10 protein-coding genes and 1 pseudogene are annotated in these 12,650 nt (G+C 63.7%); 4 read left to right on the forward strand and 7 right to left on the reverse strand.

Annotated elements, in window-relative coordinates:
* Nucleotides 1-114 precede the first annotated feature (114 nt).
* Nucleotides 115-1,560 carry a leucyl aminopeptidase family protein gene (locus GDI_RS09675; RefSeq protein WP_012225724.1) on the reverse strand — a complete coding sequence of 482 codons (1,446 nt, stop codon included), beginning with the start codon at nucleotides 1,558-1,560 and terminating at the stop codon, nucleotides 115-117.
* Between the two features lie 132 nt (nucleotides 1,561-1,692).
* Here GDI_RS09675 and GDI_RS09680 point away from each other — a divergent pair, with 132 nt between their 5' ends.
* From GDI_RS09680 to fdxA, 3 genes are all read left to right on the forward strand, one after another.
* Entirely contained in the window at nucleotides 1,693-4,365 is a 2,673-nt protein-coding gene (locus GDI_RS09680; RefSeq protein ID WP_012225725.1) for a helicase-related protein, read from the forward strand.
* A complete protein-coding gene (locus tag GDI_RS09685) occupies nucleotides 4,362-4,691 on the forward strand; it encodes an RNA-binding S4 domain-containing protein (RefSeq protein WP_012225726.1) in 330 nt (109 codons plus the stop codon). Before GDI_RS09680 ends, GDI_RS09685 begins: the two co-directional genes overlap by 4 nt.
* Before the next feature lie 188 nt (nucleotides 4,692-4,879).
* Entirely contained in the window at nucleotides 4,880-5,212 is a 333-nt protein-coding gene (fdxA, locus tag GDI_RS09690) for a ferredoxin FdxA (protein WP_012225727.1), read from the forward strand.
* 192 nt (nucleotides 5,213-5,404) lie between these two features.
* Here fdxA and cyoD read toward each other — a convergent pair whose 3' ends face one another.
* From cyoD to GDI_RS09720, 6 genes and pseudogenes are all read right to left on the reverse strand, one after another.
* Complete coding sequence (gene cyoD, locus GDI_RS09695) at nucleotides 5,405-5,737, reverse strand: cytochrome o ubiquinol oxidase subunit IV (protein WP_012225728.1); 333 nt, start codon at nucleotides 5,735-5,737, stop codon at nucleotides 5,405-5,407.
* Complete coding sequence (gene cyoC / locus GDI_RS09700) at nucleotides 5,737-6,342, reverse strand: cytochrome o ubiquinol oxidase subunit III (protein ID WP_012225729.1); 606 nt, start codon at nucleotides 6,340-6,342, stop codon at nucleotides 5,737-5,739. The genes cyoD and cyoC overlap by 1 nt, the downstream gene beginning before the upstream one ends.
* Entirely contained in the window at nucleotides 6,342-8,336 is a 1,995-nt protein-coding gene (cyoB, locus tag GDI_RS09705) for a cytochrome o ubiquinol oxidase subunit I (RefSeq protein ID WP_012225730.1), read from the reverse strand. The genes cyoC and cyoB overlap by 1 nt, the downstream gene beginning before the upstream one ends.
* 5 nt (nucleotides 8,337-8,341) lie before the next feature.
* Nucleotides 8,342-9,265, reverse strand: a complete 924-nt coding sequence (gene cyoA / locus GDI_RS09710; RefSeq protein WP_012553040.1) for a ubiquinol oxidase subunit II — start codon at nucleotides 9,263-9,265, stop codon at nucleotides 8,342-8,344.
* Nucleotides 9,266-9,912: 647 nt separating this feature from the next.
* Nucleotides 9,913-10,691: pseudogene (locus GDI_RS09715) on the reverse strand (Bax inhibitor-1/YccA family protein).
* A gap of 123 nt (nucleotides 10,692-10,814) precedes the next feature.
* A complete protein-coding gene (locus tag GDI_RS09720) occupies nucleotides 10,815-11,807 on the reverse strand; it encodes an IS481-like element ISGdi9 family transposase (RefSeq protein ID WP_012225734.1) in 993 nt (330 codons plus the stop codon).
* A 137-nt stretch (nucleotides 11,808-11,944) separates the two neighbouring features.
* Between GDI_RS09720 and thpR the strand changes: the two genes are divergently transcribed.
* A complete protein-coding gene (gene thpR / locus GDI_RS09725; protein ID WP_012225735.1) occupies nucleotides 11,945-12,484 on the forward strand; it encodes an RNA 2',3'-cyclic phosphodiesterase in 540 nt (179 codons plus the stop codon).
* Nucleotides 12,485-12,650: the final 166 nt, after the last annotated feature.

A 12,650-nucleotide genomic window follows, 5' to 3' on the forward strand; every position in this document is an offset into this window, starting at 1 on the left:
GCCTGAGGGCCGGCGCTGCCGGAGCCCCTCAGTCATTCCAATGCTCTATATAGTTTCAGAATGCGGCATATATAAGTCCGAGCCGCCATATAGTTCATTCCCTAAATCGTTACTTTAGTGTGACACCCTGTCCGCGACATTAAGGATTCGCAACAATGAGGCATAAACTGCCCGCAAAATAGGCGTTTCCCCTCCTTCGGGCCGTCCGGGCTTGTAATGATCGTTCCAGCCGTAGAGGTCGATATGTGCCCAGCGCACGTCTGTTTTGACAAAATTTCGCAAAAAAAGCGCCGCCGTGACGGATCCGGCCATCGGCTTGGCCGATACGTTGTTCAGGTCGGCCACCGGACTCCGCAGCCAGTCGGCGTATCCGTCCCATAGCGGCAGCCGCCACAGCGGATCGCACTGGGCCGTGCCGGCTTCCAGGATCGCCTGGGCGACGGCGTCGTCGGGGCTGAACAGGGCCGGCAGGTCCGGACCCAGCGCCACCCGCGCGGCGCCGGTCAGGGTGGCCGCGTCGATCAGCAGGTCCGGGGCGGCGGCACAGGCATCGGTCAGCAGGTCGCACAGGACCAGGCGCCCTTCGGCATCGGTGTTACCGATTTCCACCGTCAGGCCCGAGCGGGTCACGACCACGTCCGAGGGCCGCATCGCCTCGCCCGACACGCTGTTTTCCACGCAGCCCAGCCGCAGTTCCAGGCGGATCGGCAGGTCGCGGGTCAGGATCAGGTGCGCCAGCGACAGCATCACCGCCGCACCGCCCATGTCCTTCTTCATGCGCAGCATCCCCGATGGCTGCTTCAGGTCGTACCCGCCGGTATCGAAGCACACGCCCTTGCCCACCAGCGACAGCAGGGGGGCATCGGGACCGGCGGCGCTGCCCTGCCAACGCGCGATGACGACCTTCGGTGCCCGGGCCGATCCGGCGCCGACATGCGCGATGGTGGGATAGGCGCGGGCCAGGTCACGCCCCTTGACCGTTTCGACCCGCGCGCCCAGCGGATTCAGCATATGGCGGGCGGCGCGGGCCAGTTCGGCCGGGCCCATCAGGTTGGGCGGCGTGTTGATCAGGTCCCTGCCCAGCCGGATCGCATGGGCCACTTCGGCCCCTGCCCCGCCGCCCGCCGGCACGATCAGGCGGGCGATGTCCTTGCCCGGCGGCGACGCCTCAGCCCGTCCGAAGGCCGGCATGCGATAGGCCCCCAGGCAGAAGCCCAGGACCGCCGTCGCGGGCGCCACACCATCGGGCAGCGCGATCTTCCACGCCCCGGGCGGCAGCGACCCGGCCAGACCGCCGAACTGGAACGGATCGGCCGCCCCGCCGTCCGCCCCCGTGCGCACACCCAGCACCGCCGCCGCCACGCCGTTGGCACCGGGAATCAGCGCCAGTTCTCCGGGACGGGCCTGAAAGCCGGTATCCCGCGCGAAGGCGGCGCCCGTTGCCCCGATTCGCTCGCCCAGGGTGCCCAGTTCGGCCTGCGGCAGGGCGTGAATCGTCCGCACGCCGGCGCGGCGGCCCCGCGTCGGGGGCAACAGGCAGGGAAATTCCTCGATAGACATCAGCGATCTCCGCGATCCAGTGGCCGCCAGCGTGCGTCCCTGGCGGCGGCAACGCAACCGCCGGCGCGCAATTCCACGTTTCCCATGCGGGTTTTGCTTGCAATCCGTCCGGCGCCATCTGAGCATGTACCCATGCTGGGTGTACCCTCGGGGGCTGGCCCCCTTCGCGCCGTGCGACGCTCCTCCAACCCCATGACCGCCCAGCGTGTCAGGGCGATTCTCGGTCCGACCAATACAGGGAAGACCCACCTCGCCATCGAACGCCTGCTGGCGCATTCCAGCGGCATCATCGGCTTTCCGCTCCGGCTGCTGGCGCGCGAGAATTACGAACGCATGGTCGCCGCCAAGGGGGCCGCCTCCGTCGCGCTGATCACGGGCGAGGAAAAGATCGTCCCGCCGAACGCCCGCTGGTTTTCCTGTACCGTCGAGGCCATGCCCCTGGACCAGATGGCGGAATTCGTCGCGGTCGATGAAATCCAGCTCTGCGCCGATCCCGATCGGGGGCATGTCTTCACCGACCGGCTGCTGCACGCCCGCGGACTCGTCGAAACGATGTTCCTGGGCGCGGAAACGATTCGCCCCCTGCTGCGCCGGCTGGTGCCGGGGGTGGAAATCGAAAGCCGCCCGCGCCTGTCCCAGTTGACCCATCTGGGCGGAAGCAAGCTGACACGCCTGCCGCCGCGATCGGCCATCGTCGCGTTCTCGGCAACCGAAGTGTATGCCATTGCGGAACTGATCCGCCGCCGCCGGGGCGGATGCGCGGTGGTCATGGGCCAGTTGTCGCCCCGCACCCGCAACGCGCAGGTGGCGCTGTACCAGGATCGCGAGGTCGATTACCTGGTGGCGACGGACGCGATCGGCATGGGGCTGAACATGGACGTCAACCATGTGGCGTTCGCCGGCCTGTCGAAATTCGACGGCGCCCGCGCCCGCCCGCTGTCGCCGGCGGAAATCGCGCAGATCGCGGGGCGGGCCGGACGGGGCATGCGCGACGGCACGTTCGGCACCACGGGCACCTGCCCCGCCCTGCCGGACGAGATTGCCGAAGCGGTGGAGACCCATCGTTTCGACCCGATCGAGCGGCTGTTCTGGCGGAACAGCGACCTGGATTTCGCCGGCCCCGACGCGCTGCTGGCCAGCCTGAACCGCCCCCCGCCGACCCATGGCCTGACGGCGGGCAATGAGGCATCGGACGTGATGACCCTGTCCAGCCTGGCGTCGGTGCCGGACATCCGGGCGCTGGTCCGGTCCTCGCGCGCCACACGGCTGCTGTGGGACGCCTGCCAGATCCCGGATTTCCGCAAGCTTGGCGATGAGACGCACACCAGGCTGTGCGCCCGAATCTTCACCCATGTCATCCGCGACGGACATGTTCCCGAGGCCTGGATGGAGTCGCAGATCGCGGCCTTTGCCCGCCCCGAAGGCGATATCGATTCGCTGATGCACCGCCTGTCGGGCATTCGCGTCTGTTCCTACATCGCCGCGCGCCGCGACTGGGTGCGCGATGCCGCGCGCTGGCAGGAGCGTGCGCGCGTGGTCGAGGACCAGTTGTCGGACGCGCTGCATGAACGGCTGACGGCGCGCTTCGTGGACCGGCGGGCGGCATCGCTGATCCGCCGCCTGGACGAATCGTCGGGCGATGACGAGTTGCTGTCCGCCGTCACCAGCCGAGGCGAGGTCGTGGTCGAGGGCCACCCGGTGGGGCGCGTCGCCGGCCTGGACCTGCTGCCCGACCCGGACTGCGATCATCCGGACCGGCGGCTGCTGCTGCGCGCCGCGCGCCGGGCCCTGCGGTCCGAAATACCCCGTCGCGTCCGCGTCCTGACGGCGGCGGATGACGGCGAGTTCGATTTTTCGGCCGACGGGCGGTTCCTGGTCTGGGACGATGCCCCCATTGCGCGGCTGCGCGGCGGCGAGGACATGCTGCGCCCGCGGATCGAGGTGCTGGACAATGCCTTCCTGGACGGTGTCCAGCGCGAACGCGTCCGCGCGCGCCTGGCCGCCTGGTTGGACCGCCAGGTGCAGGACGTCATGGCACCCCTGTTCGCCGCACGCGCCGCCGTCGAGCAGGACCCGGCGCTGCGCGGCGTCATGCATCGCCTGATGGAACAGGGCGGCGTGGTCGCGGACGTCGGCCCCCTGTCCCCGGTGTTGCGGGCCCGGCTGAAGACGCTGGGGGTACGGGTCGGGCGGCACGCGGTGCTGATGCCCGCGCTGCTGCGCCCCCATGCCATGCGCCTGCGCGCTATCCTGCTGGCCGTGCGCGCCGGCCGGCCGATCCCGGCCATCCCGTCCGCTGGCGCGGTGTCGGTGCCGGTGGACGACCCGCGCGACCTGTTGCTGGCGCCGCTGGGCTGGATCGTGGCGGGGCCGGTGCGGCTGCGCCTGGACATTGCCGAAAAGATGTCCGCCGAATTGCGCTGGCGGGCGCGCAACGGCCCGGTCCCGCTGCCCGACGGCCTGTCGTCGCGCCTGGGCGTCCGGCCCGAGGCCGTGGCCGCGATCCTGAAGGCGCTGGATATTCCCGTCCGCGCGGCCCGCCCGCTGAAGGACAGCGAATACGGCCCCGTCGCGCCGCCGATGCTGGCCGTCACCCAGGACGCGCGACGGCGCCAGCGGCAACAGCAACAGCGCACACGCCCCGTCCCGGTCGAAATGGACCGTCCCGCCGGGCCCGCCACCGGATTCGCGGTGGCGGATCGATCCCGCCCCGCGCCCCGGCCCGGCGGCGAGCGCCGGCCGGCGACGCATGTCCCGGACGGCCCTTTCGCCGCACTGGCGGTGCTGAAACAGCGCCGGTCATGAAGGAAGACCGCCACCCAGCCGCCAGCGGGGCGGATGACGCCGCGATCGCGGCGCAGCGGCTGGATTTGTGGCTGTGGTGCGCCCGGTTCGCGCGACATCGCCCCGATTGCGCCCGCATGGCGCAGGATGGGCTGGTACGCATCAACCGCCAGCGAACCGAGAAAGCCCACGCCCTGGTGCGGCGGGGGGACGTCCTGACCCTGCCGGGAGCGGGGGATCATGGCGTGATGGTCGTGCGGGTCCTGGGCCTGGTACCGCGACGCGGATCGGCCACGCTTGCCCGCCTGCTCTATGATATAGTGCCCGAGCAGGCAGAGGCTGGATAGTGCCATAAGCGGGCCCGCCATCCAGGTCGTCTTTGGCTCGCCCTTTGACTTGCCATGGCGCCAAAAGGCTTTCATACCTGCCCGCATCGTAGGCGAGGACCCGCAAACGGCCCCTCGCCGGCCCCAGGCTGGTCCGATGTCATCAACAGGCGATGCCATCCCCAGCATCAGATAATCGGAGACGAGCGATGACCTACGTGGTCACCGAAAACTGCATCCGCTGCAAATTCATGGACTGTGTCGAGGTGTGCCCGGTCGACTGCTTCTATGCCGGCGAAAATTTCCTGGTCATCAACCCCGATGAGTGCATCGATTGCGGCGTGTGTGAGCCTGAATGCCCGGCGGAAGCCATCGTCCCCGACAGCGACGACCGCGCCGCGGCCTGGGCCGAGATCAACGCATCCTATTCCGCCAAATGGCCCAACATCACCCGCAAGGGTACCGCCCCGGCCGATGCCGAGGAATGGAAGGACAAGCCGGGCAAGAAGGACCTGCTGTCCCCCGAGCCGCACAAGGACTGAGCAGAAGACGACACCCCGTCGGGATAATACCCGGCGGGGTACAGGGCCCGCCCCGGACACATGAAAAGGCCGGTGAGGATTTCTCCTCACCGGCCTTTTTCAATGAAAAACGTGACCGGGCCGAAACCCGGTCACGCTCTCCATGCGGACAGTCCAGGACCCAGGTGCCCGGGGGCACCTGGATGATGGCTGTTACCGCGACATCATGTTGATCGCGGTGTCGTGCATGATGAACACGGTGCCGACGATCAGGATCAGCACCGCCGTAACCGTGAAGACGAAGGCCATCACGTTCCAACGCTGCTCGGACGACGTGTTCATGTGGAGGAAGAACACCAGATGAACCACGACCTGCACCGCCGCCAGGATGGCGATGGCGGCAATCGTGCCGGACGGCGAGAAGCTGTGCGCCATGACGACGCCGAAGGCCGCCGCCGTCAGCACGACGGAAATCACGAACCCGGTAAGGTAAGACCCTACGCTTCCGTGGCTCGAGCCCGAATGGGCAGTGTGCGCGTCAGCCATCAGATCACACTCATCAGATAGACAAAGGTGAAGACACAGATCCAGACGATGTCCAGAAAGTGCCAGAACAGGCTGAGGCAGGTCAGCTTGTTCATCATCCGCTCGGACAGGACGGTCTGGCCCATCGACTGGACCATCAGGACCGCCATCCACAGCAGGCCGCAGGTCACGTGCAGGCCGTGCGTTCCCACCAGGGTGAAGAAGGACGACAGGAACGCGCTGCGATCCGGGCCGTTGCCTTCAGCCACCATATGCGAGAATTCGCGGATTTCCATGAACAGGAACCCCAGACCCATCAGGAAGGTCAGGACCAGCCATCCTCGCATCGCGCCCAGCTTGTTCTTGTGGGCGTTGATCATGGCAAAGCCATAGGTGATCGAGCTGACCAGCAGAAGCGCCGTTTCAATCCCGACGCCATTCAGCTCGAAGAGGTCCTTGCCGGTGGGACCACCGGCAAACTGGGTGCGCATCACCGCGAACACTGCGAACAGTGTGCCGAAGATGAGGCAGTCCGTCATCAGATACAGCCAGAACCCGAACACCACCGGAGATTCGTGGTGTTCCTCGTGGGCGTGGGCCGCGTCAGCAGTTATATCGTGCGCCATTATTCCGCCGCCTGTGCTGCCAAGAGGTTACGGGTATGCTCGTTCTCGATACGGGCAACTTCGGCCGCCGGCACGTAGTAGTCGACGTCGTTGTTGCTGCTCCGCGCGATCAGGGTCCCAATGACACCGAGCAGGCCGACAGCCGCGAGCCACCAGATGTACCAGACCGCGGCGAAGCCGAGGATCAGGCTGAACACACCGATGAAGAAGCCAGCCGACGTGTTCTTCGGCATGTGGATCGGCTGATAGGTCGCACCGGCCGAACGGGTGTCGATGCCGGCTTCCTTGTCGTGGGCGAAGGCATCCAGCTCGTGCACCGTGGGCACAACCGCGAAGTTGTAGAACGGCGGCGGGGACGAGGTGGACCATTCCAGCGTGCGCGCATTCCACGGATCGCCCGTCAGGTCACGGCTTTCCGGCAGGTTGCGGTCACGGATCGAGACATAGATCTGGGTCAGCTGGCAGACCACGCCCAGCGCGACGATCGCGGCGCCGATCGAGGCCATCACCATCCACGGATGCCAGGCCGGGTTGTCATAGTGGTCCATGCGACGCGTCATGCCCTCGAAACCCAGGACATAGAGCGGCATGAACGCCATGTAGAAACCCACGAGCCAGCACCAGAAGGCACGCTTGCCCCAGGCTTCGTTCATCTTGAAGCCGAAAGCCTTCGGCCACCAGAAAGCCATCGCGGCGACATAACCGAAATACACACCGCCGATGATGACGTTGTGGAAGTGGGCGATGACGAACAGGCTGTTGTGCAGGACGAAGTCGGCGGCCGGGATGGCCAGCATGACGCCGGTCATGCCACCGATGGAGAAGGTGACCATGAAGCCGATCACCCAGTACATGATGCCGTTGAACTCAACACGGCCCTTGTAGATGGTGAACAGCCAGTTGAAGATCTTCACGCCCGTCGGGATCGCGATGATCATCGTCATGATGCCGAAGAACGCGTTGACGTTGGCGCCGGCGCCCATGGTGAAGAAGTGATGCGCCCATACCACCAGCGACAGGCCCATGATCGAGCAGGTCGCGTAGACCATGGTGTTGTAGCCGAACAGCGGCTTGCGCGAGAAGGTCTGCGTGATTTCCGAGAACGCGCCGAAGGCCGGCAGGACCAGGATGTAGACTTCCGGATGACCCCACGCCCAGATCAGGTTGAGGTACAGCATCTGGTTGCCGCCACCGTCATTGGTGAAGAAGTGCATCCCGAAATAACGGTCCAGACCCAGCAGAGCCAGGGCCACCGTCAGGAACGGGAACGCCACCATGATCAGCACGGTGTTGCAGAGGATGGTCCAGGTGAACACCGGCATCTTCATGAAGGTCATGCCGGGGGCGCGCATCTTCACGATGGTCGTGAAGAAGTTGATGCCCGTCAGCAGCGTGCCGACACCCGAAAGCTGCACGGCCCAGATGTAGTAGTCGACGCCGACGCCGGGGCTGAACTGCAGTTCCGACAGGGGCGGATACGCCAGCCAGCCGCACTGCGAGAACTCGCCGATGAACAGCGAGATGTTGATCAGGACGAAGCTGATCGTCGTCATCCAGAAGCTGACCGAGTTCACGAACGGGAAGGCCACGTCGCGGGCACCGATCTGCAGCGGCACGATCACGTTCATCAGTCCGCTCATGAACGCCATCGCCATGAAGAAGATCATGATGGTGCCGTGGGCCGAGAAGATCTGGTCGTAATGGTGCGGCGGCAGGTAGCCCGGATTGCCGGCATAGGCCAGCGCGAGCTGCGAGCGCATCATGACGGCGTCCGCGAAGCCGCGGGCAAGGGCGAGCAGGGCCAAGACGATATACATCACGCCGAGACGCTTGTGATCGACCGAGGTGAGCCACTCTTTCCAGAGATAGCCCCACTTGCCGTAATAGGTGATCAGGCCAAGGACGGCCAGCCCGACGATCGCGACGCCGGCGAAGGTTCCAACAAGAATCGGCACATCGAACGGGATGTCCGACCAGCTTAATTTTCCTAACATCTGTCCTATTCCTTCATATTCATGTCGGACATTGCGGACTGCACCGGCTTCAACTTGCCCGTGCCCTCATCCATGATCATGCCGTTGTTGTACTTGGCCACGATCCCATCGAAGAAGCTGGATGAAACGTGCGAGAAATACTCGACCGGGTTCTTCTCGCTGGGCGCCGCCAGCTTGGGATAGTTCGAACCGTCGAGCTGTTCGGAGGACGCCTTAACCTTCTGGACCCAGGCGTTGTAGTCGTCGTTGCTCATCGCCAGCGCGCGGAACTGCATGTCCGAGAAGCCGCGGCCGCTGAAGTTGGCCGATTCACCCAGGTAGTTGCCGGCTTCGTTGGCAATCAGGTGAAGCTGCGTGCGCATGCCGGCCATGGCGTAGACCTGCGAGCCGAGCTGCGGAATGAAGAACGAGTTCATGACCGAATCAGAGGTGATCCGGAAATCGACCGGCGTATTCACCGGGAAGGCCATCTGGTTGACGGTGGCGATCCCCTCGTCGGGGTAGATGAACAGCCACTTCCAGTCCAGGGCGACGACATCGACATGAATCGGCTTCACGTTCGTTTCGTCATCGATCGGGCGATAGGGGTCGAGCGAATGGCAGGTCTGATAGGTCAGGACCGCCAGGAACAGGATGATCAGGCTGGGCACGAGCCAGATCACGACCTCGATCTTGTTGGAATGCGCCCATTTCGGAAGATATTCGGCGCTCGTGTTCGACTGGCGGTACTGCCACGCGAACAGCAGCGTCAGGACGATGACCGGCACGACGACCAGCAGCATCGCGTAGGTCGCGCTCAGGATCAGGCTCTTTTCCTGAACACCGATGACGCCCTTGGGGTTGAGGGTCACCCAGTCACATCCCGCCAAGAGGAACGCTGAGGACAAACACAATAAATTCGATAATCTTGGCAAGATTTTTTTCTTCATCTCACGCCTCGTTGGTTTCGACATCACCCTTGCTCACATGCTCGCTTCGTCCACGGGCTTAAAACAACAACGGTCACGTTTCATGTTTACTGCGGAACCCGATCAGGCATCCCACCGTTCTTCACTTCAAGTGACATCAAGCCTTCGTCCACCCCCCTGATTCGAATAGGAGGTCTTCGTCGGATCGTCTCCCTCATGAGTTTACCCCGGCCATTCGACCATGATCTCGATCAAGGATTCCGATCGGCGATGCCCTCCTCCGCCGGATCGGGCAGAGACGGATACCCTCGTGCCGCCTAGTGTCCAGAAGCGTCCTATCTGCGCAGATACCCTTTCGTACAGTTCTCTATCTGCCTTATCCGACCGGAAGGACCTGACAAGCAAGACTTCACATAATGTTTCATATTATTACGAGTCAACGAAATGCCTGGGATTAAGTCCCATGATTTCAACAAGATCCTCGCATGTCGGAGAGTTCACATCGCCGTCATCGAACTCTTTCCGAGGCAGAATAAGTCTTATTTTTGGCAAATTCCCAAGGCGTTTTTGCCTGCATCTCTTTCCCGGGCCAGGGCGATGCACAAAAAAAGCCCCGCCGGATGGCGGGGCTTGCAGGATTCCGGGACCACGGGGCCCATGGGGTCGCGTCAGTTATCCTGATTGCTGCGCACGCCCATGAACTGCAGCAGGAACTGGAACAGGTTGATAAAGTTCAGGTAAAGGGTCAGCGCGTCATAGACCGAGCGCTTCGCCGCGCCTTCGGGGCCTTCGTAATAGGCGAACTGCTGGTAGGTCATCTTGATGCGCTGGGTGTCGAAGCCGCCAGGCCGACGAAGATGAAGACGCCGACGACGCTGTACAGCATATAGAGGGCCGAGCTGTGCAGGAACATGTTGACCAGCCCCGCGATCACCAGCCCGAACAGGCCCATGAGCAGGAACGAGCCGAACCGCGTCAGGTCGGTCCGGGTAACGTAGCCCCAGATCGACATGGCCGAGAACGTCCCCGCCGTCACGAAGAATACGCGGACCACCGACACCCCGGTGAAGGTCAGCAGGATGCTGGACAGGCTGGCGCCCATCACGGCGCAGAACAGCCAGAACAGCGCCTGCACCGCCTGCCGGGACAGCCGGTTCACCCCCAGCGACATGACCAGCACGAAGCCCAGCGGCGCGATCATCGCCAGCATGCCCAGGCCGGTCGGCCGCACGGCGACACCCGACGGCGTCATGACGGCGGCGAAGAACGCGGCGCGCAGGCTGGTATTGGCCACCAGGTACGCCACGGTGCCGGTCAGCACCAACCCTGACGCCATCCAGTTATAGACCCGGAGCATATAGGCGCGCAGTCCCTGATCGATCGCCCCGGCGTCGGTTCCCGCACCGGCGGGTCGGGTCATTGTTCGAAAATCCGGGCTGAAAGCCATGACATCCTTCCTTGGTCCGGATAATTCCGGACTATCACTTGGCTGATGTGGGGGGCGGCCGCTCCGATTCAAGGAGAATCCTTCCACGGCCGAATTACAATTTATAAACATACGACGACCGCCCTACCTGTTTGGTCCCGGGATTTGGTGGTGCGGATTATGTATGAACCGTGATGGTTCTTTTTCCCACTGCTGACAAATGAATTCATATGGAGTGAGGCCGCGCAGGGTCTTGAGCCTGCGGGCGAAATTGTAGGCGGTAACGAAGTCGGCGAGGTGTTGACGCAACTGGTCATGTGTTTCGTAGTAGAAGCGCTTGACGGTGGCGTCCTTGATCGTGCGGTTCATCCTCTCGACCTGGCCATTCGTCCAGGGATGTCGCGGCTTTGTCAGTCGATGCTCGATATCGAGATCAGCACAGGCCAGTTCAAAAGAGTGGCACCGGAACAGGACACCATCCGCCCGCATGGCCTTGATGTCTTCGGGTGTCCATCCATTGCCGGCCGGATCGGTAAAATGCGTGCCGTTATCGGTCAGCACGGTATGGATGCGGTAGGGAACCGCAGCGGCCAGAGCACGCAGGAAGTCACCGGCAACGCGACGTGTCGCTTTCTCGTGCAATTGGACAAAAGCGAATTTCGAGGTCCGGTCGATCGCCACCAGAAGATAAAGGCGCCCCATTTCAGTGCGGACTTCAGCAATGTCGATGTGAAAATAGCCGATCGGATAACTCTTGAACTTCGACCGTTTTGGTTTGTCGCCTTCGGTCTCGGGCAGGCGGCTGATCCCATGGCGCTGAAAACAACGGTGCAGGGAAGATCGCGTCAGATGCGGGATCGTCGCCTGAAGCGCATAAAGGCAATCATCAAGAGGCAGCAGGGTATGGCGACGGAAGGCCACAACGATCGCTTCTTCTTCGGTCGACAGGATGGTTGAGGATGCGACCTTCGGACCGGTGCGTCGATCCGACGTATCGGTCCGCCCCTTCCATTTGGCGACCGTCTTCGGGTTGATCCCGTAGCGTTTCGCCAGAACCCTCAGGCTCTCTTGACTATGTTGTATCGCTCGACGGACTGCCGCTGTCGTCGTGGCGCTTCCGTGGTGAACCTGGCCCATAGCGCATCCTTCCACTCATGTGAAAATAATGCACCACCAAATCCCGGGACCAAACACCTACCCTATTCATTATAGACTCCGCGGCGGCCGGTGGAAACTTTCCCGTCCCGGATCGGAAAGAACGCCGGAGAAGGCAGATGAGACTGTTCGTGGCCATCGAGATCGTGCCGCCGCTGCGCGACGCCATTGCCAGCCTGCGCGGCAGCCTGGCAGGCGTCCGGTGGACCGATCCGCTGTCCTATCACCTGACCTTGCGCTTCATCGGGGACGTGCGGGACCGCGCCCGGCAGGAGGACATCCATCACGCCCTGATGGCGATTCGCGCCCCGACCTGCACCCTGTCCCCCCAGGGGCCGGGCGTGTTCGAGCAGGAGGGCGGCCTAGACCGGCTATGGATCGGGGTCGCGCGAAGCGATCCGCTGATGCATCTGCAACGCAAGGTCGATACCGCGATACGCCGCGCGGCCGGCCTGCAGGTCGAGCGGCGGCGTTTCCTGCCCCATGTCACCATCGGTTCGGTCGCCCGCCCGCCGCCGCCCGTGATGTCGGCGTGGCTGACCCAGTGGGGCACCGTTCCCCCGCCCCCGGCGGACGCCACGCATTTCACCCTGTTCCGTTCGTTACGTGGCCCGGATCAGCCCCTGTACGACCCGCTGGCCGAATATCCTCTCGGGTAGCGATTCGGCATGGCGATGACGGTATCCGAATGCATGCGATGGATGCATATTTATCATAACATGGATAATTATTCATAACGCAGCCAGACTTCACGTCCCCATGCCGGCGCCCCGCTTTTCAGCCTGAAATCGGCGGAAAACAGCCAAAATCTCCTCTGCCCTCTGC

Origin of the sequence: Gluconacetobacter diazotrophicus PA1 5 (assembly GCF_000067045.1) — a bacterium.
GTDB classification, from domain to species: domain Bacteria; phylum Pseudomonadota; class Alphaproteobacteria; order Acetobacterales; family Acetobacteraceae; genus Gluconacetobacter; species Gluconacetobacter diazotrophicus.

Bases quoted from the DNA above. Each gene is read 5' to 3' on its own strand.
- GDI_RS09675 (WP_012225724.1), bottom strand. From the start codon at position 1,560: ATGTCTATCGAGGAATTTCCCTGCCTGTTGCCCCCGACGCGGGGCCGC.
- GDI_RS09680 (WP_012225725.1), top strand. From the start codon at position 1,693: ATGCTGGGTGTACCCTCGGGGGCTGGCCCCCTTCGCGCCGTGCGACGC.
- cyoA (WP_012553040.1), bottom strand. From the start codon at position 9,265: ATGAAGAAAAAAATCTTGCCAAGATTATCGAATTTATTGTGTTTGTCC.
- GDI_RS09720 (WP_012225734.1), bottom strand. From the start codon at position 11,807: ATGGGCCAGGTTCACCACGGAAGCGCCACGACGACAGCGGCAGTCCGT.
- cyoC (WP_012225729.1), bottom strand. From the start codon at position 6,342: ATGGCGCACGATATAACTGCTGACGCGGCCCACGCCCACGAGGAACAC.
- cyoD (WP_012225728.1), bottom strand. From the start codon at position 5,737: ATGGCTGACGCGCACACTGCCCATTCGGGCTCGAGCCACGGAAGCGTA.
- GDI_RS09685 (WP_012225726.1), top strand. From the start codon at position 4,362: ATGAAGGAAGACCGCCACCCAGCCGCCAGCGGGGCGGATGACGCCGCG.
- thpR (WP_012225735.1), top strand. From the start codon at position 11,945: ATGAGACTGTTCGTGGCCATCGAGATCGTGCCGCCGCTGCGCGACGCC.
- cyoB (WP_012225730.1), bottom strand. From the start codon at position 8,336: ATGTTAGGAAAATTAAGCTGGTCGGACATCCCGTTCGATGTGCCGATT.
- fdxA (WP_012225727.1), top strand. From the start codon at position 4,880: ATGACCTACGTGGTCACCGAAAACTGCATCCGCTGCAAATTCATGGAC.